Here is a 22,793-nt window from a genome sequence, read left to right as displayed (position 1 = left end):
TGTCTAGCGACGCGGTCTAACGTCGCAGCTCTTTATCGACGAAGCTCTGCAACAAAGTCGTAGTAATCGTTGCGGCAATAGGTGTCGGTGACTTCGATGGGCGTGTTGTCTTCGAGGTAGCCGACCCGGGTCATCAGCAGCATGGCGGTGCCGGGAGCGATGCCCACCAGCGCGGCGAATTCGTCCGAGGCGTTGATCGCCTGGATGTGCTGCAGTGCGCGGACCACGGGCTTGCCGATGCCGTCGAGGTATTCGTACAGGGAATCGCCCACCGCTTGCGGCTTGGGAATGATCGAGGCGGGCAGGGTGCTCATCTCGATGGCCATCACGGTGTCGTCGGCTTTGCGCAGACGCTTCGTGCGCGCCACCTTGTCATTGGGCGAAAGGCCCAGGCGAATCAGTTCTTCGTGGGTCGGCAGGGTGATTTCCCGCTCCAGCCATTGTGAGCTGGGCGCGAAACCCTTGAGACGCAACATTTCGCTGAAACCGGACAGGCGCGACAGCGGTTGTTCCAGGCGTGGCGTGATGAAGGTGCCGGAGCCCTGATTGCGGCGGATCAGGCCTTGTTCGAACAACACTTCCAGCGCCTTGCGTGCGGTCACCCGGGAAATGCCCAGGGTTTCGCTCAGGCTGCGCTCCGACGGCATCGCCTGCTCGGCTTTCCACTGGCCGGCATGGATCGCAGCTTCCAGATTGCGCGCCAGTTGCAGGTACAGGGGCGTGGGCTGGGAATCGTCGGGGCGTAGGGCGTTGAGGTCGTTCATGTAGGCTCGATCCGGCGCGGTTGTAGGATTGTTTTCGCTCGGTTGTGGGGCGAAAACTAATACCACTTGAATACCATGTCAACGCGTTGGAAAGGCTTGAATAGGGCGGTTTAGGGCTGACTCGAGAAGATTGGTTTGAAGTGGTATTAGAGGTGGTGCTTTAAAAGCAAAGATCGCAGCCAGCCGTCCAGGGTTAGCCGGCTCCTACAGGTTGGAAGTGGTATCACCACCCGTAGGAGCTGCCGAAGGCTGCGATCTTTTGATTTTTTTGCGAAGGGCGACCAGCGGTTGTCGTTACGGACGAATTTCGATCATGGTGCCATCCGGCACCAGGTTCCAGACTTCACGCATATCGACGTTGCGCATGGCCACGCAGCCGTCGGTCCAGTCCAGGGTGTGGAACAGTTCCTCGGGATTTTCCTCGGTGTGCGGGGTGCCGTGGATCATTATCATGCCGCCCGGATCGACGTTTTCCCGGCGCGAGCGCGCGGCGTCGGCGATGTTCGGGTAGGAGATGTGCATCGACAGGTTGAATTTGTCGCTGGTCTTGCGCCAGTCGATCCAATAGAAGCCTTCAGGGGTGCGGCGGTCGCCTTCCATCAGTTTCTGTCCCTTGGGGTTGCGGCCCAGGGAAATGCGATAGGTCTTGAGCGGCTTGCCGTCGTTGATCAACTGCAATTGGTGGGCGGACTTGAGAACCAGGACTTTCTCGATGACCTTGCCGTCGTACATCCCCACAGTGGAAGCCTGGGAGAACGCAGCGAACGACAAGCAGAACAGGGCAAGCAACCAGCGCATTGAAACAATTCCCCAGAAGGTGTCGCGGCTATGTGTTTTCTATTTATTTATAGATGTTTTCAGTTGGCAGGCTGAGTCAGCGGCGGGATCGATTCGGATCGTACGGGGTAGACCTCGGCCCGCCGGTCAGCGAAGAAGCATTCTAAGGTACGGCCCACGGTGCGGAAAGCCAGCTCGTCCCAAGGGATGTCCGCTTCGTCGAATAGTTGCACTTCCAGGCTTTCCGGTCCCGGGGCGAAGTCCAGGTCAGCCAGCTCTGCGCGGAAGAATACGTGCACCTGGCTGATGTGCGGTACGTCGATCAGAGTATAGATGGAGAGGTTGCGCACCCGGGCGCAGGCTTCCTCGGCGGTTTCGCGGATGGCCGCCTGTTCAATGGTTTCGCCGTTTTCCATGAAGCCTGCGGGCAGGGTCCAGTAACCCAGGCGCGGCTCGATGGCGCGGCGGCACAGCAGGACCTTGGTGCCCCAGGTCGCCACGCAGCCGGCGACGATGTTGGGGTTCTGGTAATGGATGGTCTGGCAACTGTCGCAGACGAAACGCAGACGCGAATCGCCTTCGGGAATACGCTGGGTGACCGGGTTACCGCACTGGCTGCAAAATTTCATGCTTGGGTTCCTGAATGCTGCGCCTATCTTGGCGTGCGGCGGTGTCTGTCGGCAAGTTGTCGTTTCGCGACACGCCGTTGTCCGGGGGGTTGGGCGACCGCAGTGATTGGTGCATGATGCGGGGTAAGGCACAGATCGAGAACACTCATGCTGGATGAGCTACTGCATCGGGTCAGTAACCACACACCGCGCACGCTGGAGACCGACCGTCGTTTCCCCGAGGCCGCCGTACTGGTGCCCATCACCCGCAGTGATGAACCGGAGCTGGTGCTGACCCTGCGCGCCAGCGGGCTCTCGACCCATGGCGGCGAAGTCGCCTTCCCCGGTGGTCGTCGCGACCCCGAAGACCCGGACCTGATATTCACCGCGCTACGTGAAGCCGAAGAAGAGATCGGCCTGCCGCCGGGACTGGTGGAAGTGATCGGGCCGCTCAGTCCGTTGATTTCCCTGCACGGCATCAAGGTCACCCCTTATGTGGGCGTGATTCCGGATTTCGTCGAATACCAGGCCAACGATGCGGAAATCGCCGCGGTGTTCAGCGTGCCGCTGGAGTTCTTCCGCGAGGACCCGCGCGAACACACCCATCGCATCGACTATCAGGGTCGCAGCTGGTACGTCCCGAGCTACCGTTATGGGGGGTACAAGATCTGGGGGCTGACGGCGATCATGGTGGTCGAACTGATCAACCTGCTCTATGACGCCAGGATCAGCCTGCACCAGCCGCCCAAAAGCTTTATCAATACTTGAGCCATCGTTCGAATGGCCTGAACACGTGATGCCCTGAGGATAGATAGATGAAATACCGCCTGGGCGACGCCCGTGTCGAGACTCACCCACAGAGCTGGGTCGCCCCCAATGCCGTGCTGGTGGGCAAGGTCAAACTGGAAGAGGGCGCCAGCGTCTGGTTCAACGCCGTGTTGCGCGGCGACAACGAGTTGATCCTGATCGGCAAGAACAGCAACGTGCAGGACGGCACCGTGATGCACACCGACATGGGCTACCCGCTCACCATCGGCACCGGGGTGACCATCGGCCACAACGTTATGCTCCACGGCTGCACGGTCGGCGACAACAGCTTGATCGGCATCAACTCGGTGATCCTCAACGGCGCCAAGATCGGCAAGAACTGCATCATCGGCGCCAATTCGCTGATCGGCGAAGGCAAGGAAATTCCGGACGGATCGCTGGTCATGGGCTCGCCGGGCAAGGTGGTGCGCGAGTTGACCGAGGCGCAGATCCAGATGCTCCAGGCCAGCGCCGCCCACTATGTGCATAACGCCCAGCGTTATGCCCGCGATCTGGCCGAGCAGGAAGAATGACGACCCCCGAACGCCCCGTCGCATCGCCCTGCGTGAGCATTTGCGCGCTGGACGATGACGACATCTGCACCGGTTGCCAACGCACCGTCGAGGAAATCACCCGCTGGAGCCGGATGGACAACGACGAGCGCCGCAAGGTGCTGGGGTTGTGCCATGAGCGGGCCAAGGCCAGTGGGTTGGTGTGGATGTTAACTCCCAAACCCTGAGTGCTTTTGTGGTGAGGGGGCTTGCCTGTGGCGAGGGGGCTTGCCCCCGTTGGACTGCGCAGCAGTCCCTTCTTTTTGGGGCTGCTTCGCAACCCAACGGGGGCAAGCCCCCTCGCCACAACTGATCTCACCGCTGCTTATTTATGCGGCAAAGATGAAGTACCCTGTGCGCCAATCTGACAGGTACTTCCATGTTCTTCCTGATCGCCTACATCAGCAGCGTCGTGCTGATCAATTTCGCCTTTTCCACCGCTCCGCACCTGGACATCATTTGGTCGGCCTGGGGCGGGCTGGTGTTTATCCTGCGCGACATGGTGCAAACCCGCTTCGGCCATGGCGCGATTGCGGCCATGCTGGTGGCGCTGGTGCTGTCCTATGTCACCTCCGATCCGTCCATCGCCCTGGCCAGCGCCACGGCGTTCGCAGTGTCCGAGTGCATCGACTGGCTGGTGTTCAGCATCACCAAGCGCCCGCTGCACGACCGCCTGTGGATAAGTTCGGCCCTGAGCATTCCCCTCGATACCTTCATCTTTTTCGGCATGATCGACGCGTTGACCCCCGGCGTGATCCTCACCGCCCTGGGCTCGAAGTTCGCCGGCGTCACCGCCGTGTGGCTGATCATGGCCTGGCGTCTGCGCAAACAGGCTGTCGTCAGCTGAAGCCAAACCCTGCAGTTCATGTAAAATGCCGCGCTTTCTCCCCCAGGGAAGCGTGCTTCCCTCGATGATCGCTTCTTTGAGGACCTGCAGATGACCCGTATCGGAACTCCATTGTCGCCTACCGCGACCCGCGTATTGATGTGTGGCTGTGGCGAGTTGGGCAAGGAAGTGGTGATCGAGCTGCAACGCCTGGGCGTTGAAGTGATTGCCGTGGACCGTTACGCCAATGCCCCGGCCATGCAGGTTGCGCACCGCAGCCACGTGGTCAACATGCTCGACGGCGCCGCTCTGCGCGCAGTGATCGAGGCCGAGAAGCCGCACTTCATCGTGCCGGAAATCGAAGCCATCGCCACCGCGACCCTGGTGGAACTGGAAGCCGAAGGCTTCACCGTGATCCCGACCGCGCGCGCCACCCAGCTGACCATGAACCGCGAAGGCATCCGTCGCCTGGCCGCCGAAGAGCTGGACCTGCCGACCTCGCCGTACCACTTCGCCGACACCTTTGAGGACTACAGCAAGGCTGTCGAAGACCTCGGTTTCCCGTGCGTGGTCAAGCCGGTCATGAGTTCCTCGGGCAAGGGCCAGAGCCTGCTGCGCAGCGTCGATGACGTGCAGACGGCTTGGGACTATGCGCAGGAAGGCGGCCGTGCCGGCAAAGGCCGGGTGATCATCGAAGGCTTCATCGATTTCGACTACGAAATCACCCTGCTGACCGTGCGTCACGTCGGCGGCACCACGTTCTGCGCACCGGTCGGCCACCGTCAGGAGAAGGGCGACTACCAGGAATCCTGGCAGCCACAGGCCATGAGCCCGGTTGCCCTGGCCGAATCCGAGCGCGTGGCCAAGGCCGTCACCGAGGCCTTGGGCGGTCGCGGTCTGTTTGGCGTCGAGCTGTTCATCAAGGGTGATCAGGTGTGGTTCAGCGAAGTGTCGCCGCGCCCGCACGATACCGGCCTGGTGACTCTGATTTCTCAGGACCTGTCGCAATTCGCCCTGCACGCGCGGGCGATCCTCGGCCTGCCGATCCCGCTGATCCGTCAGGTCGGGCCTTCGGCGTCGGCGGTGATTCTGGTGGAAGGCCAGTCGACCCAGACCGCATTCGCCAACCTGGGCGCCGCCCTGAGCGAACCGGACACCGCGCTGCGCCTGTTCGGCAAGCCTGAAGTCAACGGCCAGCGCCGCATGGGCGTGGCCCTGGCGCGCGACGAGTCCATCGAAGCCGCCCGCGCCAAGGCGACCCGTGCGTCCAAGGCGGTTGTCGTCGAGCTGTAAAAACAGTGCTGGCGGGCCTATACCTCTATAGGTCTGCCCCTGCAAAACCTGTAGGAGCGAGGCTTGCCCGCGAAAGCGATTTCATAATCGACAATATTGTTGAATGTGATGACGCCTTCGCGGGCAAGCCTCGCTCCTACAGGGCATTTCACTTTTCAACGCCGTGGCCTGTACCCATGAACTCGCAAAGCATCATCGTCCCGAAAATCTCCACACTGCCGGTGCACGAGCCCCGGGCCCGGGCGATCGTGCGTTGGCTGGTGCGCAAGAACATCATCGAAGAACAGCTCAGCACCTGCGGCCGCACCGGCAACCGCATGGCCCACGCCATCGGCGAAGGCGCCCGCACCGTGGTCCTGCACCCGGAAGCGCTGCCCTTCGGCGAACCGATCAATGGCTTGGAGATCGTTACCAAGCGCTGCATCTTTACGCCGGCCAAGGGTTTTCTGGGGGAGGCAGGCTGCGCCGAGTGCCGTCAGGAAATCGGCGAAGCGCTGTTCGAGAGCCTGGAAGACTGGATGCCCGGGCGCACCGACAACTTCACCTGTCCTGAATGCGGGCATGAAGACGACATCAACGGCTTTTTATACCTGCAGGAATGCGCCTTCTCCAACCTGGGCTTCATCTTCAACAACTGGGCCGAAGCCGGGTTCAAGCAAAGCTTCCTCGACGAATTCGCCGATTGGCTGGATCAGCCTGTCAGTTGGGTCAAAGTCGAACTCTGAAATACCGCATTTCCGTGTAGGAGCTGCCGAAGGCTGCGATCTTTTGACTTTGACTTTTATGCTGACTGGTCGGGCCTCTTCGCGAGCAAGCTTCGCTCCTACAGGTGAAGGCAGGATCAAAAGATCGCAGCCTTCGGCAGCTCCTACATACAGCGAAAATTCCCGTATATCAGTAATGCGAATATTAGACAGAGTTTTACATTGAACCCGAAGGGGTGTCTGACTATAATGGCGCGCTTCCATTTTCCCGCTCGGGAGCCCCCGCGATGCTGCGTATCAGCCAAGAAGCTCTGACATTCGACGACATTCTCCTCGTGCCCGGTTATTCCGAGGTACTTCCTAACGAAGTCAGTCTGAAGACCCGCCTTACCCGTGGCATCGAGCTGAACATTCCTCTGGTTTCTGCCGCCATGGACACCGTTACTGAAGCCCGTCTGGCAATCGCCATGGCTCAGGAAGGTGGCATCGGCATCATCCACAAGAACATGACCATCGAGCAGCAAGCTGCCGAAGTCCGCAAGGTCAAGAAGTTCGAAGCCGGCGTCGTCAAAGACCCGATCACCATCGAGGCCGACGCCTCGGTTCGTGACCTGTTCGAACTGACCCGCCTGCACAACATTTCCGGCGTACCGGTGCTGCACGATGGCGATCTGATCGGCATCGTCACCTCCCGTGACGTGCGTTTCGAAAGCCGCCTGGACATCAGCGTCCGCGAAGTGATGACGCCCAAAGAGCGTCTGGTCACCGTCAAGGAAGGCGCCGACAAGAACGACGTTCGCGAGCTGCTGCACAAGCACCGCATCGAACGCGTTCTGATCGTCGACGACAAGTTCGCCCTCAAAGGCATGATGACCGTCAACGACATCGAAAAAGCCAAGGCTTACCCGCTGGCCAGCAAGGACGATCAAGGTCGTCTGCGCGTTGGCGCCGCCGTCGGTACCGGTAAAGACACCGGCGACCGCGTTGCCGCCCTGGTCAATGCCGGTGTGGACGTGGTGGTGGTCGACACCGCTCACGGTCACTCCAAGGGCGTGATCGACCGCGTTCGCTGGGTCAAAGAGAATTTCCCTGAAGTGCAGGTCATCGGCGGCAACATCGCCACCGGCGCTGCCGCCAAGGCTCTGGCCGAAGCTGGCGCTGACGCAGTCAAGGTCGGTATCGGCCCTGGCTCGATCTGCACCACCCGTATCGTCGCCGGTGTCGGCGTCCCGCAAATCAGTGCCATCGCCAACGTCGCCGCTGCCCTTGAAGGCACCGGTGTTCCGTTGATCGCCGACGGCGGCATCCGTTTCTCCGGTGACCTGTCCAAGGCCATCGTTGCCGGTGCCTCCTGCGTGATGATGGGCTCGATGTTCGCCGGTACCGAAGAAGCACCGGGCGAGATCGAACTGTTCCAGGGCCGTTCGTACAAGGCTTACCGCGGCATGGGTTCGCTGGGCGCCATGTCCCAGGCTCAAGGTTCCTCCGACCGTTACTTCCAGGACTCCTCGGCCGGCGCCGAGAAACTGGTTCCGGAAGGCATCGAAGGCCGTGTTCCTTACAAGGGCACCCTGAGCGCGATCATCCACCAGTTGATGGGCGGCCTGCGTTCCTCGATGGGCTACACCGGTAGCGCCACCATCGAAGAGATGCGCACCAAGCCTGAGTTCGTGCGGATCACCGGCGCTGGCATGGCCGAATCCCACGTACACGACGTACAGATCACCAAGGAAGCGCCAAACTACCGCGTAGGTTGAGCCTTCAAGCAAAAAGTTAACGACCGGGGCTGTTTTATTCAGCCCCGAGTTGTTTCTGAATCACGACTGTTTCTGAATGACTTAGACGAGACTGAATCATGGCCCTCGATATTCACGCTCACCGCATCCTGATCCTCGACTTCGGTTCCCAGTACACCCAACTGATCGCCCGCCGCGTGCGCGAGATCGGCGTGTACTGCGAACTGCACCCGTTCGACATGGATGACGAAGCGATCCGCGAATTCGCGCCAAAGGGGATCATCCTCGCAGGCGGCCCGGAGTCGGTACACGTCGCCGACAGCCCGCGCGCGCCACAGGCGGTCTGGGACCTGGACGTACCGGTTTTCGGTATCTGCTACGGCATGCAGACCATGGCCGAGCAACTGGGCGGCAAGGTTGAAGGCTCCGAACTGCGTGAGTTCGGTTATGCCCGTGTCGATGTGGTCGGCAAGAGCCGCCTGCTGGACGGTATCGAAGACCACGTCGACGCCGACGGCATGTTCGGCCTCGACGTGTGGATGAGCCACGGTGACAAGGTCACCAAAATGCCAGGCGACTTCCACATCCTGGCCAGCACCCCGAGCTGCCCGATCGCTGGCATGTTCAACGACGACCGCGCTTACTACGGCGTGCAGTTCCACCCGGAAGTGACCCACACCAAGCAGGGCGGTCGCATCCTGTCTCGTTTCGTTCTCGACATCTGCGGCTGTGAAGCCCTGTGGACCCCGTCGAAGATCGCTGAAGACGCCATCGCCCAGGTTCGCGCCCAGGTCGGCACCGACAACGTGCTGCTGGGTCTGTCCGGCGGTGTCGACTCTTCGGTCGTTGCCGCGCTGCTGCACAAGGCCATCGGCGACCAGCTGACCTGCGTATTCGTCGACAACGGCCTGCTGCGTCTGCACGAAGGCGAGCAAGTGATGGCCATGTTCGCCGAGAACATGGGCGTCAAGGTGATCCGCGCCAACGCCGAGGACCAGTTCCTCGACAACCTGGCCGGCGAAGCCGACCCAGAGAAGAAGCGCAAGATCATCGGCCGTACCTTCATCGACGTGTTCGATGCCCAGTCCAACAAACTTGAAAACATCAAGTACCTGGCTCAGGGCACCATCTATCCGGACGTGATCGAGTCGGCTGGCGCGAAAAGCGGCAAGGCTCACGTGATCAAGTCGCACCACAACGTGGGCGGCCTGCCGGAAGAAATGAACCTGAAACTGGTCGAGCCACTGCGCGAACTGTTCAAGGACGAAGTCCGTCGTCTGGGCCTGGAACTGGGCCTGCCGTACGACATGGTCTACCGCCACCCGTTCCCGGGCCCGGGCCTGGGCGTGCGCATCCTCGGCGAAGTGAAGAAGGAATACGCCGACCTGCTGCGTCGCGCCGACCACATCTTCATCGAAGAACTGCGCAAGGCCGACTGGTACCACAAGGTCAGCCAGGCATTCGTGGTGTTCCAGCCGGTGAAGTCGGTTGGCGTGGTGGGCGACGGCCGTCGTTACGCCTGGGTCGTGGCCCTGCGTGCGGTGGAAACCATCGACTTCATGACCGCGCGTTGGGCACACCTGCCTTACGAACTGCTGGAAACCGTTTCCGGCCGCATCATCAATGAAATCGAAGGCATCTCCCGCGTGACCTACGACGTGTCGAGCAAGCCGCCAGCGACCATCGAGTGGGAATGATCCCGCGATACAGGTAGCTGTGAAGCACAAAGAAAACCCTGGCCTTGGCCAGGGTTTTTTTATGGTTTTTTTGAGACTTGTAGCAGCTGGCGAAGCCTGCGTCCGACTGCGAAGCAGTCATAAAGTCAGGCAACGCGGTGTATCAGGTAACCCTGCAGCCCCTGTGGGAGCGTGCTTGCTCGCGAAGAGGTCGGCACATCCGACATCTCCGTCGCCTGACACACCGCCTTCGCGAGCAAGCCCGCTCCCACAAGGGGGCCAAGTGATATACAGAGTTCGGGTTTCAGTCAGGCAGACGGCTCTGCAAGCTCAGCCCTCTGCTTTCCAACGCCTCGGACAGTTGCTGCAGATTGCCAAAGCGCACATCACTGACTTGCTCCCCCCATGACGGGCGAACGATGTAGAGCTGCCCGGCAGCGCTGGTCCGCACGGGTGTTCGCACGAGCATGTTGGTCTGGCTGCGGTGAACCAGTGTGTAGTCGCCCTGTGCACCTTCGAACACGTACATGCCCGGACGATAGAGCAGTTTGCTGGTTTGCAGTTCGTCGCGGATGACCGCAGGCGCTTCCGCGCGGACCAGCAGGTCGGCGTGAAAGGGGTCGAAGGTTCCGCGCATCGGGTTGGGCTGCTGGACGGGGCCGCGTTTTATCTCGATGCCGGGATCGGGGGAAATGCGCTCGCCCTGGCCCGGGCTGACTTCTTCGATCCGCACGCCGATGCCGCCTTCCAGCTCGCTCACGCCGGCCATTCCTCTGAACACGTTGGTGTTTTCCACTCCGGTCACGGCCACCCATTTGCCGGCGCCATTGAGGGTGCGGTCCATGAACATGATGTTGGCGGTCAGGTGGTTGGTGCTCATTTGTTCTTCGCTGCGCAGGAAGGGCATCGGCTTGCGGTAGGTTGCTGCACAGTCCGTGGCCTGGACGCGGATGCCGTTCTCTCTGGCGGCTTTCACCAGTTCCAGCTCGTTGAAGCGTCCGGCGGGATCGGTGCCCAGGCTGGTCAGGTATTCGCGCAGGTCCTTGGACATGACGCCGGACTCGAAGTAGGCGTTCAGGTCGATCTGGGCAAAGTCGTTGAGCAAGCGACGTACGTAGAGCGTCCGGACACCTTCTCGGGCCAGGCCGGGCATGTTTTCGATCAGCAGGCGCATGCTGGTGATGCGTCCCGGTGTTTCCGCGAGAACCATGCCCGGCGCTTCCTTGAAGATCAGGCTGATCAGCTCGGGGAAGGTTGTCGAAGGAGAGACCGCTGGTATCGCGGGACGCAGCGGCAGACTGCGCCAGGACATGAGCTGATAGAAGCGCCCGGCGGCGCCGACCAGTGCCCGGGCCTTGCTGGCGAAGTTCGGGCCATAGCGATCCACCGGGATCAGGTTGCCATTCGGTCCGAGCTGCACTTGAACGTGGGTTTCGTTCAATTGCAGGGCCCACTTTCTCAATTCGGTTCGAAGGGCGGGGTCGACGTCGTAGTGGGTTTTCACAAGATGGATGTCGCCGGGTTGAGGCTCGGGTGACGGCGAGGCGCTCGATTCAGGTGCAGGCTCTGGCAAGCGTTCGTCTAGTTCGATGTCCACCGCGCACTGTTTGCCCTGACACAGGCCACCGCCCTTGAGGCCCAGACGCGGCATGCGCTCCCAATTGCCCTGTGCATTCAGGCGCACGGGTATCGAGTGGATGAGCTGGTTGGGTCGCACCGGATCGACGATCGCCCAGAATCCGCCGCCCTGCGAGTCGGTGAAGTAGCGCACGTAATAGGCTCTGTTGTTCATCGAGATGGCGTAGGGCGGGTCGCCGGCGAGTCGGTAGATGCCCTGGAATTTCCCGGGCTCGGTGCCCGGCTTGTACCAGGCCAGCAGCTCATTGGATTGGTATTTCTGCGGGATGTCGGAAGTGGCGGGCGCAGGCGGCTCTTCCGGGACGGGGCTGATTTCGTTCGAGAGTTCCGGTGGCTCGGGTTTCAGGTCCGCCCATTCGGCAGCCTCGGCGGCCTCCAGTTCGGCGCCAACTTCCGCCAGTGATCCGCTGCCTTTCAGGAATGGCAGATTGAACAGCAGATCGATGCCACTCAAGATCGCCCCGATGACCCCGGCCTTGCGCTCGGCGGAGGTCTTGCCGTTGACCGCCTGATCGATGTTCAGTCCCATGCTGGCGAGGCTGGCGCCGATCACCGGTAATGCCACCGGCCAGCCCACTGCGGCCATCGGGCCGAACACCTTCAAGCCGGCGCTCAGGTAACCGATCCACAATTTCTTGCGCAGGTCGCCATTGGATGTCAGAGACAGGTCGGCTTCGGCGGACATCGCGGCTCGCGTCCTGTCACGCAACCAGGTGAAGGCGTCGCCGGTGACCGACAGATTTTTCTGGTTGATCAGGTGGTGGTCGGAATGTCCCCAGGTGCTGACGAGCCGGTTCATCAGGTCGGTGATGCCTTCAGTGATCTGCTGCTGGTCGGCGAGGGGGAAATGCTTGAGGAACAGTTGGCGAGGCGCGCGCTCGTTCAACTGGTCCAGGATCCACCAGTGCATGGCGGCTGCGGTTTCCATGACATGGAACGCTTCGACATCGCCGGGTACGTAGAGGATCTGCCGGCCCGAAGGGTCGATGATGCGCAGAATGTCGGTCGCCACATGGCCGGCGACGTCCAGTGCGAAGACCTTCAGGTCAACACCGACCGGGGTTTCGCTGTGCAGCGTGTGCAGGCTGATCGGCCAGGTCAGCGGGCCGATCACTGCACTGACGGCAGTCTGAAAGTCCGCGTCGCTGAGCTGCCCGCTGTCCCGTGCTTCGATGGCCTTGCTCAGGAAACTGCATTTGGCCAGGGTGCGGAAATCACTGGAGTAGTCGCTCCAGAACGCCTGCAGTTTGCTGCGATAAAGGGTGCTGAAATCGATCTTCCAGAAGTCCTTCAACACATCGTTGCCATGCAGACGCACTTCGTTGGAGGCATCGAAGTTTTCGGCGTCGGGGTCGGCGGTATAGAAGCCGCCGTACAGATCCAGCAGGTCGGCGTTGTCCTGATCGGTGGCGCGGAAACGGTGGATCACCAGTTGCGTAAGGGTCTGGGATTCGTAGGGTTTTTCCGCGTAGTGCTGCCAGCCGGTGAAGGAGGGGGCCAGGCTTTGCGCGGTCTTGAAGCGATGAAAGTAGACCTGATCGGGGTCGAGGCCGACGACGCCGTATTTTTTCAGCAGGTCCGCAGCGATGCCGTGGGCCGTGTCGTGCAGGCTTGGGCAGGCGTTGATCAGGTTGGTGGCGATGGCCTTGAGGGCGGCCTTGTCGGCGGCGTTGGGCAGGGGATGAGGAGATGTCGGTTCCATAGACTCTGTTCCTTGAGTGAGTGTGGTGAGGGGCAATCCCCTCACCTCAAAATGTTGATCAGCCAGCTAGCTTCAGTCCCCGCCCCTCGATGGCCGTGATCAATGCCTGCATGCTGTCGAAGCGTTTCTCATGCAGCGTCGGCCACGTGGGGCGTTCGATGAAGTAGCGGCCGGACTCGAAGTCGATAAGGGTTTTCACGATGCTGTTGTCCCGTCCCCGGTGAATCAGCCAGGTACCGCCGGGCTCACGGGTCAGGGTGTACATCCCGGGTCTGCTCAGAAGCTGTGCGACCTCCTCGCTCGATTTTCCCTTCCAGGGTGTCGCCACTTGCAGGCGCAAATCACTCGTGACCTGAGCGGTCGGCCTGCCCAGATCGTCGACGAAGGTTCTGCCCGGGTCCGGTTCGAATCCGCGTCCCTGTCCCATGCTCACATCCTCGATGCGCAGCCCCAGCGCCTTCTCCAGTTCACTGACCCCGGCGACACCCTCGTAGGTATTGGCGTGGGAGTTGCCCATCAGCGACACCCACTTGTGCGGCCCGCGCGCGGCCTGGTCGGCGTCGATGATGGTCTGGGCGAAGAAGTTCATCATCTTCAGTCGGGAAGTCTTGTTGAGAGTCGCCATGCCCTGAAGCCGGTAACTGGCCATGCAGTCGATGGCCTGGACCCGGATGCCGTTGCGCTGGGCTTCCTTCACCACTTCGAGGAAATTGAAACGCCTCAGCGGGTCGGTCATGTGACCGTTGTCCAGTGCTTGCAAGTACAGCTCGAGGTCCCCGGGCATGACCGAGGTGCTGGCGAAGTTATCCAGCGCCGCCTGATGAAAGTCCGTGAGCAGGTGTTCCATGTACAGGGTCTTCACGCCCTTGCGCGCGAGCAGGGGCATGTTTTCGATCAGCCATTGCTTGCTGCCGATTTCGCCATGGCTTTCACCGATCACCAGCCCTTGGAACTCCTTGAGCCACGCGTCTATGAACGCTTCGGCGCTCGCAGTTGGGTCAACGGACGGTATCCCCGGGCGCTCGGCAAGATGCAGATTGGCAAAGAAGTTCGTCGCAGTCTCATACAACTGTTTGCGCAGGGACTTGAAGGTTTGCAAGTGAACCTCGTCGTCCAGGGTGATGATGCGATCACTCAGTGACTTGCTGTCCAAGTTGAAGGCCGCCCGCTTCAAGGCTCCGCGAAGTGGCGGCGGGACTTCATAGGGTGAGTGGATCAGCGCAGTGTCGGGCAGTGTCGACTCCACGCTGGGCAGCTTGCTCGGGCCGGAAGTGGCGGGCGACGGTTCAACCGTCGGCGATTCTTTCGCCGCTGGATCGATGCGCACGCGCCTCAGCGACAGCCCTTCCTCTTCTTCCAGAGCCGCGGCCAATTCATGGAGGCTGTTGAAGTGGCGCCCGCTGACCGAACTCCAGCGCGGGCGAATCACGAGAAAACCGCCGCTGTCGTGCTGGATCGTCGTGCGGACCAGAGACCCGTCGCCGCTGCGATGGATGATCGTGGCGGACTCCTCGATCATGAACATGCCTCTTGTGGGCAGCGCGTTGTCGAGGCTGTTGGCCGTGATCGTCGGCGGCGGGGCGTCCAGTTGCAGGCGCAGTTCGCTTTTCACCAGATCGATCGGCCGGCCCAGCACATCCAGCAATTTCCTGCCCGGATCCACCGACAAACCGGCGGCCTTGCCCACCGGCACCTCTTCCACCCGCAGCGCGACAGTGCCTTGCAACTCACCCAGGCCGGCCACGTTGTCCAGGCTGCTCGCACGCTCATCGTCCACCAGCGCCACCCAGCGATTGGCCCCGCGTGCGCTCTGGTCGGCGCGGATCACCGAGTCGGAATAGAAGTTCATCATCTTGCGGCCACTGACTTTGCCGGTGTGCTCCATGTGCGGGAAGCGACGGCTGGCCAGACAGTCGATGGCTTGCACGCGGATGTGGTTTTTCTGCGCGGCCTTGATCAGCGCCGTGTAACTGTGGGGACCGGCCGGGTCGCCGCCCAGGCGCAGGTCCAGGGCCTTGAGCGAGTCTTCCAGCGTGGACGGCATCTTTCCGGTCCGGTGGAAAAGATCGAGATCGGACTGATGGAAATCGGCCATCAATCGGTCCAGGTACAGGGTCCTGACCTTCTGCTTGTTCAACACCTTAAAGTTGTCGATCAGCGTGCGCCTGGCGCCGGTGGCGGCGCTGTCCTGGCCCATGACCAGGCCGGTGCCTTCCTTGAACAGGCGCTTGCTCATGTCGGCGAAGGGCGTCGAGGGTTTGAAGGTCGGCACGAGCGGGCGGGGTGGCAGGTTTGGGTTTTTGTAGAACTCGATGGCATCGTCGTACAGGCTGCGGCGCAGGGCCTTGAAGTCCTGGTAGAGGCTGTCGTTGCCGTGCACGGCGTCCAGCGGGAAATCATCGACATGGGCGTCGGCCAAAGGCCGCATTGCCGTGGTGGACGGTTGGGGAACATCGTAGGGCAGCGGTTCCAGCGTGACTTCGGGCAGCGGATTGGCGGTGTGCCCCCAGGGCCAGTCGCCGAACACCTTCATGCCACCGCGCAGCCCCGGGCGGGCAGCGGGTTCCCATTTCAGCGCCTCGTTCAGGCGCACCGGCACATTGCGATAGAACGAATAGGGATGCACCGGATCGATGATGATCCAGCCGCGCATCTGCTCGACATATCGGACCTGGAAGAAGGCGTCGACGCCCCGGCGGCGCATCATGATGTAGCGCTTGCCGGACGGGGTCAGGATGATTTCCTGGAACCTCGGGTTGTCGAAGTCGGCGCGGGTGGGTTCGGTGATGGTGGTCTTGAAGGTTTCGAGAAAATCTTCCGGCGCCGCAGGCAGCACCTGTTTCGGTGCGATGTCCTCCAGCGGCGGCAGCGGTGTGCGGGCTTTCTCTGCCCCGACCAGTGCCTCTTCTTCTTCGATGAGCATCGAGGTTTCGGCGATTTCCGGAAGCGCTTCGCCGCCCAGGAAAGTCGCGTTGAACAGCGTATCGATGGCGGTGAAAATCGCTGCGGTCACTGCCGACTTGCGCGCCATCGGGGTCTTGCCGTTGACCGCCTGATCGATCTGCAGGCCGACGTTGGCGATGCCCGCGCCGACCACCGCCAGCGCCACCGGCCAACCCACCGCTGCCATCGGGCCGAACATGCGGTTAAAGGCGTTCAGATATCCCACCCAGAGTTTTTTACGCAGCTCGCCGTTGGAATGCAGCATGAACTCGGCGTCGCTGATCATCCGGGCATGGGTCGCGTGGGCGAGGAAGGTGAATGCATCGCCATCCAGCGCTTCGGCCTGGTCTGCCACCAGATTGTGATTGTCGCTGTCCCAGGTGCTGACCATCAGATCGAGCACATGGGTAAGCCCGACATTCTCGATGTGCGGTTCGCGGAAAATCAGCGAGGCCAGCGCTGCGCTCGGAGTCAGAGCATCGAGCCACAGCCGCTTGGCGCTCTGGCGCGAGGAGGTGTCTTCCATGATGTCGTGGTCGGCCACCTGAAAATGCGCCATGAAGCGTTTGCGATCGGACGGCGTCCTGGTTTTCGACAGCACCCACCAATGCACGTGGCGATCGGATTGCAGGGCGTGCACGCCCCAGACTTCGCCGGGGGTATAGATGATCTTGCGGCCCCGGGCATCGACGATGCACAGAATGTCGGTGGCGACGAAGCCGCCGATTTTCAGCAGGCTGACGCGCACCTCCTTGGCCGGCGGGGCTTCGTCTTCGAGCATTTGCCGCGTCACCGGCCAGCTGGCGTTGCCGGCCACGGCCCTGACCACGGTCTTGAAATTTTCGTCCGAAAGTCGCCCGCTTTCGCGGTCCTCCATGGCCTTGGCCAGGAAGGTGCATTTGGCCAAGGCCCTGAAGGTCTTGCTGTGCTTGGCCCAGAACGACTTGACCCGTTGCCGGTACTGATCGGCGAAGTTGATGTCCCAGAACGCCTTCAGTACATCGCTGGCGTGCAGCCGGACTTCGTTGCTCTGGTCGTAGTTACCGGCATCCGGGCCTGCGGTGTAGAAGCCCGCGTCGGCGTCGAGCAGGTCGGCGTTGTCCTGGTCGTGCACGCTGAAACGCTGGATGACCAGTTGCGGCAGTGTCAGGGATTCCCGAGGGATTTCCACGCGGTGCTCCCAGCCGGTGAAGGTCAGCGGGCTGCTTTGGGCGGCGTGAAAGCGGTGGAAGTAAACCTGTTCGGGTTGCAGGTGGGTGAGGCCATGACTGGCCAGGATATCCCGCGAGATTGAGCAGGCCATTTCGTACAGGTCGGGGCAGGCTTCGACCAGGGTGGGGACCAGTGATTTGAGGGCTTCTCGGTCGGCGGCGTTGGGTAAGGCGTCGGGTTGTGGCGGTTTCATGGGCTCTGTTCCTTGAGTGAGGGGGGCTCAAGGGTGGCCAGTTAGCCGGGGGGTAATGCGCTACTTATCTACCGCAGCCTGCGTCCATCCGCCGCGCTGCCCTTACTGTTTCGCAATCGCAGGTGTATCGTATTCGCCTTTTCCAGGCCCGGTGCCTGTCGCTGATACGTGAGGTAGTTGAGTTCATGTCCTTTACCCGTCGCCAAATCCTCGGTGGCCTGGCCGGTCTTGTTGTCGTTGGCGTGGGCGCAGGCGGCGCGTCGCGCTACTGGCTGGGCAAGATGGCCGATGCCGAGGCGGGCCACGACTATGAGCTGATTGCCGCGCCGCTGGACGTCGAACTGGTGGCCGGGCACAAGACCCCGGCCTGGGCGTTCGGCCCGTCGGCGCCGGGAACCGAGCTGCGGGTGCGTCAGGGTGAATGGCTGCGGGTGCGCTTCATCAACCACCTGCCGGTGGCGACCACCATCCACTGGCACGGCATCCGCCTGCCGCTGGAAATGGACGGCGTGCCCTACGTGTCGCAATTGCCGGTGCTGCCGGGGGAATATTTCGACTACAAGTTCCGCGTGCCGGATGCCGGCAGCTACTGGTATCACCCCCACGTCAACAGCAGCGAAGAGCTGGGCCGCGGGCTGGTCGGGCCGCTGATCATCGAAGAGCGCGAGCCGACCGGCTTCAAGTACGAGAAAACTCTTAGCCTCAAGAACTGGCATGTCGATGACGAGGGCAATTTCGTCGAGTTCAGCATTCCCCGGGAAGCGGCCCGTGGCGGTACGGCCGGGCGCCTGGCGACCATCAATGGCGTGCCGCAGCCGGTGATCGAGTTGCCGGCCGGGCAGATCACCCGCGTGCGCCTGCTCAATCTGGATAACACCCTGACCTATCGCCTGAATATTCCGGGCGTCGAGGCACAGATCTACGCGTTGGACGGCAACCCGGTGGAACCTCGGCCACTGGGCAAGGAATACTGGCTCGGCCCCGGCATGCGCATTTGCCTGGCGATCAAGGCGCCGGCTGCCGGTGAAGAGCTGTCCCTGCGCAACGGCCCGGTGCGCCTGGGGACTTTCCGCTCGGTGGCCAACAGCGATGCGCCGACCGAGTGGCCACCGGCGCTGCCCGCCAACCCTGTGGCCGAGCCGGACCTGGCCAATGCCGAGAAACTCAACTTCAATTTCGAATGGGTGGGCTCGGTGTCGGTCAACGTCGAGAACGGCAAGCCGCCGAGCCTGTGGCAGATCAACGGCAAGGCCTGGGACATCACCGACAAGACCTGCGCCGATCGCCCGATCGCCAAGCTCGAGAAGGGCAAGAGCTACATTTTCGAATTGAAGAACATGACTCAGTACCAGCACCCGATCCACCTGCACGGCATGAGCTTCAAGGTGATCGCCTCGAACCGGCACAAGGTGATTCCGTACTTCACCGATACGTACCTGCTGGGCAAGAACGAGCGCGCGCAAGTGGCGCTGGTGGCGGATAACCCTGGGGTGTGGATGTTCCACTGCCACGTGATCGACCACATGGAAACCGGCCTGATGGCCGCCATCGAGGTGGCGTGATGCGTCAGATCAGACCTGCCGCGATCATCGACCGTAGCCGAGACCGCGACTTCATGCGCGAAGCCCTGACCCTCGCCGCGCAAGGCGCCGCCCTTGGCGAAGTGCCGGTGGGCGCGGTGCTGGTGCAGGACGGCGAGATCATCGGCCGCGGCTTCAACTGCCCGATCAGCGGCAGCGACCCCAGCGCCCACGCCGAAATGGTCGCCATCCGCGCTGCTGCACAGACCGTGAGCAACTATCGCCTGCCGGGCAGCACCCTGTACGTGACGCTGGAGCCGTGCAGCATGTGCGCCGGGTTGATCGTGCATTCGCGGATTGCGCGAGTGGTCTACGGCGCGCTGGAACCCAAGGCGGGGATCGTGCAGAGCCAAGGGCAGTTTTTTACCCAGGGCTTTTTGAATCATCGGGTGATGTATGAGGGCGGGGTGCTGGCGGAGGAGTGTGGGGCGGTGCTGAGTGAGTTCTTCAAGGCTCGGCGGGCTAAACCCTCTGACTGAACACAGATCAAAATGTGGGAGCGGGCTTGCTCGCGAATGCGGTGGGTCAGCCAGCATCTTTGTCGGCTGACACGCCCTCTTCGCGAGCAAGCCCGCTCCCACAGTTGATCTACTTCAACAGGGAGATCTGCTTACTTTCTGGCCACAATCACCGCCCGCATCGGCGCCGGCAGGCCTTCAATGGTCTTGCTGTGATCCTCGGGATCAAGGAAGTCACTCAGCGACTGATACTTCATCCACTCGGTACTGCGCTGTTCCTCCACCGTCGTGGTACTCACATCCACACACCGCACATCCGTGAACCCGGCGCGACGCAGCCACAGCTCCAGCGCCGGCACCGACGGCAGGAACCACACGTTGCGCATCTGCGCGTAGCGATCTTCCGGCACCAGCACCTGATGCTGGTCGCCTTCGACCACCAGGGTTTCCAGCACCAGCTCGCCGCCTTTTACCAGACAATCCTTCAGCGCCAGCAAGTGCTCGATCGGCGAGCGGCGGTGGTAGAACACGCCCATTGAAAACACGGTGTCGAAGCCCTCGAGATTCGGCGGCAGGTCCTCAAAGGGAAACGGCAGGTGCCAGGCGTTCGGCTGCGACAGGTAACGCTGCACGGCCTGGAACTGGCAGAAGAACAGCCAGTTCGGATCGACGCCGATCACGCTGTCGGCCCCGGCGCCAAGCATGCGCCACATGTAATAGCCGTTGCCGCAACCGACATCGAGAATGCGCTTGCCCTTCAGATCCAGGTGCGGGGCGACCCGCGACCATTTCCAGTCCGAGCGCCATTCGGTGTCGACGTGGACCCCGAACAGGTCGAACGGGCCCTTGCGCCACGGCGACAGGCCCATCAGCGCGCTGCGCATCTGTGCGCGGGTGGCGTCGTCGCAATCGGTGTCCAGCTTCAGGCCGTCGAGCAGATCGACTTCGGTCGGCTGGACAGCGGGCAGGGCGTCAAGCGCGCTTTGCCAGCGTTCGAGGTCGCCGTGGCCCTTCTCCATCTTCTTGTCGAGTTGCTCTTGCAGGGTGTTGGCCCATTCGGCCAGCGGCGTGCCGGCCAGACGGCGGGCGAGGGGAGAGAGATCAATCATGGCAAGGCAATCAACGAGGCAAAGTTAAGACACTGGAACCACGGCACGACTTTCGAGAAACCGGCCGCCAGCAGGCGTTCGCGGTGTTCTTCGAGGCTGTCGGGCTTCATGACGTTTTCGATGGCGCTGCGCTTCTGGGCGATTTCCAGTTCGCTGTAGCCGTTGGCGCGCTTGAAGGCGATGTGCAGGTCGGTGAGCAGCGCGTGCTCCTGCTCGTCTTCGAAGCGCAGTTTTTCCGAGAGGATCAAGGCGCCGCCGGGCAGCAACGACTGACGAATGCGCGAGAGCAATTCGGTGCGCTGTTGCGGGGCGATGAATTGCAGGGTGAAGTTCATCGCCACCACCGAGGCGGGCTGGAAATCGAGGGCGAGGATATCGCCTTCGATCACGTCCACCGGCAGCAACTCCTGGAACATCGAGTCCTGAGCGTTGAGGTATTCGCGGCAACGCTCGACCATGGCCGCGGAGTTATCCACAGCGATCACCCGGCAGCCGTCGGTGCGAACGTGACGGCGCAGCGCCTGAGTCACCGCGCCCAGGGATGAACCGAGGTCGTAGAGCACGCTATTGGGCTGGGCGAACTGCGCGGCGAGCACGCCGAGGTTTTCCACGATGGTCGGATAGCCGGGCACCGAGCGCTTGATCATGTCCGGGAACACCCGCACCACGTCCTCGTTAAAGGCGAAGTCAGGCACCTGGGCCAAAGGCTGGGCGAAAAGGCGATCGGGTTCTTTGCTCACGGCGGTTCCGGCGGTGTCGGGGAAAAGGCCGGCATTTTAGCCAAGTTGGCGAGGGGATGCGCGGATTGTCTGATAAACCGCGCACGGTGAGAGTGCATTCAAGTGTAGGGAGGGGGCTTATCTGTGGTGAGGGGATTTATCCCCGTTCGGCTGCGCAGCAGTCGTAAAATCTGGCCATGCGGTGTGTCTGTGGAGTCGCGATGGCAGGTTCTGGGGCCGCTTCGCAGCCCAACGGGGCGGTGCGACGTTTCGCTAAATCCCCTCACCACAGGATCAGGGTCAGGATGAAGGTTCAGCGTTGGTTCTGGGAAAACGCCGAAGCCGTAATCCCCCACTGCCCCAACCAATAACTGAGTATGATCACATACGGCGCCGCATCGAACGGCGCCACAAACCGGCTGATCCCGATCACGCTGTCCGAGAACACGAACGCCACCGCACCTGCCGCCGCCAGCAGCGCCGAGCGCTTGGGCACGTCGGTGCCGAGCCGCGCCAGTGCGCGCCAGAGCATGGCGCTGATGGCCAATCCGTAGACAATCACCGGAATCAGCAATGGCCCCAGCCCGTGGGAGATCAGAATCCCCAGCAACACTACGCCCACAGCCAGGGCGATGATCAGCGGCAACAACGCCAACCGCCGGCAATCGCTCAGATAGGCTTTCAGATAGGCCAGGTGCGCCACCAGAAACGCGCCCAGCCCAAACACGAACAGATCCCCCGGCAGCGCCAGCAGCACATCGCCGATCAGGGAAAAAATCAGTCCCAGGCTGATCCAGCGGCGGTAGTCGCCGGGCGGTGCGTCGTGCAGCCAGCCCAGCAGGGCGAGGACGGGCAGCGGCTTGACGAGCAGGCACAGCAGCGACGCGTGCACGCTCAGGCCGTAGAGGAAGGTCGCTGCGCCCATCAGCGCCAGGATCAGCCAGCCCATGGTCAGTTGACCGAGATGGCGCAGTCGAAGGCGTCCACCGGCAGCACTTCCGGCGCCCAGGGTTGTTGCGACGTCAGGCGCAAACGTCCGCTGCCGGGAGCGAATGCCTGGAAGCGCCAGGTCGACACCCCGGCCGCACCGACCACGCCGGCGTCTTCCGGATTGCGATAAACCTCAGGTCCCAACGAGCGCAGCACGCCACCGGCCGAATCCTGGATCGACCAGCGATAACCCGTGGTCGGGTTGCTGGGCAGGGTCAGGATCAGGTTCTGCCCGCTGATGAGCTTCACCGGGCATTCGCTTTGTTTTTCCACGGTCACGTTATGTTTCGGCGGCGTGGCACAACCGGCCAGCAGCGCGAGGGCGAGGGGGACGAACAGGCGAGTGGGGGACATAGGGGCTCCGGCGTTCACGACGAACGGCGAGCATAACCGAGATAAGACAAAATGTGACAGGCAGGAAGAATTGGGTGGGCAGGGCGGACGCCTTCGCGGGCAAGCCTCGCTCCTACAGGTTTCGTGGTGCGCACAGTAGTTGTGTACGACATA

19 protein-coding genes are annotated in these 22,793 nt (G+C 61.9%); 10 read left to right on the top strand and 9 right to left on the bottom strand.

The annotated features are described in order from the left end of the window. Positions 1-32: 32 nt before the first annotated feature. The 3 genes from K9857_RS06400 to K9857_RS06390 form a co-directional block, all read right to left on the bottom strand. The gene (locus tag K9857_RS06400; RefSeq protein WP_224534050.1) at positions 33-764 is read right to left on the bottom strand and encodes a GntR family transcriptional regulator; all 732 of its coding nucleotides are present in this window, start codon (positions 762-764) and stop codon (positions 33-35) included. A gap of 294 nt (positions 765-1,058) precedes the next feature. Then, the gene (locus K9857_RS06395; protein ID WP_224534049.1) at positions 1,059-1,562 is read right to left on the bottom strand and encodes a murein L,D-transpeptidase family protein; all 504 of its coding nucleotides are present in this window, start codon (positions 1,560-1,562) and stop codon (positions 1,059-1,061) included. 59 nt (positions 1,563-1,621) lie between these two features. Continuing rightward, complete coding sequence (locus K9857_RS06390; RefSeq protein ID WP_224534048.1) at positions 1,622-2,170, bottom strand: NUDIX hydrolase; 549 nt, start codon at positions 2,168-2,170, stop codon at positions 1,622-1,624. 147 nt (positions 2,171-2,317) lie between these two features. Here K9857_RS06390 and K9857_RS06385 point away from each other — a divergent pair, with 147 nt between their 5' ends. From K9857_RS06385 to guaA, 8 genes are all read left to right on the top strand, one after another. Next, positions 2,318-2,917, top strand: a complete 600-nt coding sequence (locus K9857_RS06385) for a CoA pyrophosphatase (protein ID WP_224534047.1) — start codon at positions 2,318-2,320, stop codon at positions 2,915-2,917. Positions 2,918-2,964: 47 nt separating this feature from the next. Then, positions 2,965-3,489: a gamma carbonic anhydrase family protein gene (locus tag K9857_RS06380; protein WP_175375222.1), complete on the top strand. Its 525-nt coding sequence runs from the start codon at positions 2,965-2,967 to the stop codon at positions 3,487-3,489. Next, positions 3,486-3,695 (top strand): DUF1289 domain-containing protein, encoded by a 210-nt coding sequence (locus K9857_RS06375; protein WP_224534046.1) that lies wholly within the window; start codon positions 3,486-3,488, stop codon positions 3,693-3,695. Before K9857_RS06380 ends, K9857_RS06375 begins: the two co-directional genes overlap by 4 nt. Positions 3,696-3,886: 191 nt before the next feature. Continuing rightward, positions 3,887-4,354 (top strand): preQ0 transporter, encoded by a 468-nt coding sequence (locus K9857_RS06370; protein WP_075946642.1) that lies wholly within the window; start codon positions 3,887-3,889, stop codon positions 4,352-4,354. 90 nt (positions 4,355-4,444) lie between these two features. Continuing rightward, positions 4,445-5,626 (top strand): formate-dependent phosphoribosylglycinamide formyltransferase, encoded by a 1,182-nt coding sequence (purT, locus tag K9857_RS06365; protein WP_224534045.1) that lies wholly within the window; start codon positions 4,445-4,447, stop codon positions 5,624-5,626. 176 nt (positions 5,627-5,802) lie between these two features. Next, complete coding sequence (locus tag K9857_RS06360) at positions 5,803-6,351, top strand: sugar ABC transporter ATPase (protein WP_224534044.1); 549 nt, start codon at positions 5,803-5,805, stop codon at positions 6,349-6,351. 266 nt (positions 6,352-6,617) lie between these two features. Beyond that, entirely contained in the window at positions 6,618-8,087 is a 1,470-nt protein-coding gene (gene guaB / locus K9857_RS06355; protein WP_224534043.1) for an IMP dehydrogenase, read from the top strand. 98 nt (positions 8,088-8,185) lie between these two features. Next, positions 8,186-9,763 (top strand): glutamine-hydrolyzing GMP synthase, encoded by a 1,578-nt coding sequence (guaA, locus tag K9857_RS06350; RefSeq protein WP_224534042.1) that lies wholly within the window; start codon positions 8,186-8,188, stop codon positions 9,761-9,763. Positions 9,764-10,046: 283 nt separating this feature from the next. On the opposite strand, the gene K9857_RS06345 is transcribed toward guaA, so the two are convergent. Together K9857_RS06345 and K9857_RS06340 are read right to left on the bottom strand one after the other, a co-directional pair. Beyond that, positions 10,047-13,082: a membrane-targeted effector domain-containing toxin gene (locus K9857_RS06345; RefSeq protein ID WP_224534041.1), complete on the bottom strand. Its 3,036-nt coding sequence runs from the start codon at positions 13,080-13,082 to the stop codon at positions 10,047-10,049. Between the two features lie 58 nt (positions 13,083-13,140). Beyond that, complete coding sequence (locus K9857_RS06340) at positions 13,141-17,430, bottom strand: membrane-targeted effector domain-containing toxin (RefSeq protein ID WP_224534040.1); 4,290 nt, start codon at positions 17,428-17,430, stop codon at positions 13,141-13,143. 185 nt (positions 17,431-17,615) lie between these two features. Between K9857_RS06340 and K9857_RS06335 the strand changes: the two genes are divergently transcribed. After that, complete coding sequence (locus tag K9857_RS06335; RefSeq protein WP_224534039.1) at positions 17,616-18,992, top strand: multicopper oxidase family protein; 1,377 nt, start codon at positions 17,616-17,618, stop codon at positions 18,990-18,992. Beyond that, the gene (gene tadA, locus K9857_RS06330) at positions 18,992-19,489 is read left to right on the top strand and encodes a tRNA adenosine(34) deaminase TadA (RefSeq protein ID WP_224534038.1); all 498 of its coding nucleotides are present in this window, start codon (positions 18,992-18,994) and stop codon (positions 19,487-19,489) included. The genes K9857_RS06335 and tadA overlap by 1 nt, the downstream gene beginning before the upstream one ends. Positions 19,490-19,620: 131 nt before the next feature. Here tadA and cmoB read toward each other — a convergent pair whose 3' ends face one another. From cmoB to K9857_RS06310, 4 genes are all read right to left on the bottom strand, one after another. After that, on the bottom strand, positions 19,621-20,577 hold the full coding sequence (gene cmoB, locus K9857_RS06325) for a tRNA 5-methoxyuridine(34)/uridine 5-oxyacetic acid(34) synthase CmoB (RefSeq protein ID WP_224534037.1): 957 nt from the start codon (positions 20,575-20,577) through the stop codon (positions 19,621-19,623). Then, entirely contained in the window at positions 20,574-21,317 is a 744-nt protein-coding gene (gene cmoA / locus K9857_RS06320; protein WP_224534029.1) for a carboxy-S-adenosyl-L-methionine synthase CmoA, read from the bottom strand. Before cmoA ends, cmoB begins: the two co-directional genes overlap by 4 nt. A 292-nt stretch (positions 21,318-21,609) precedes the next feature. Then, positions 21,610-22,245, bottom strand: a complete 636-nt coding sequence (locus K9857_RS06315; RefSeq protein ID WP_224534027.1) for a lysoplasmalogenase — start codon at positions 22,243-22,245, stop codon at positions 21,610-21,612. A gap of 2 nt (positions 22,246-22,247) precedes the next feature. Continuing rightward, positions 22,248-22,640, bottom strand: coding sequence for a protease inhibitor I42 family protein (locus tag K9857_RS06310; RefSeq protein WP_224534026.1), 393 nt, complete (start codon positions 22,638-22,640; stop codon positions 22,248-22,250). Positions 22,641-22,793 lie beyond the last annotated feature (153 nt).

Source organism: Pseudomonas sp. REP124, from assembly GCF_020164475.1.
In the GTDB taxonomy this organism is placed as follows: Bacteria; Pseudomonadota; Gammaproteobacteria; order Pseudomonadales; family Pseudomonadaceae; genus Aquipseudomonas.
This window is presented reverse-complemented; position numbering and strand designations above follow the sequence as displayed.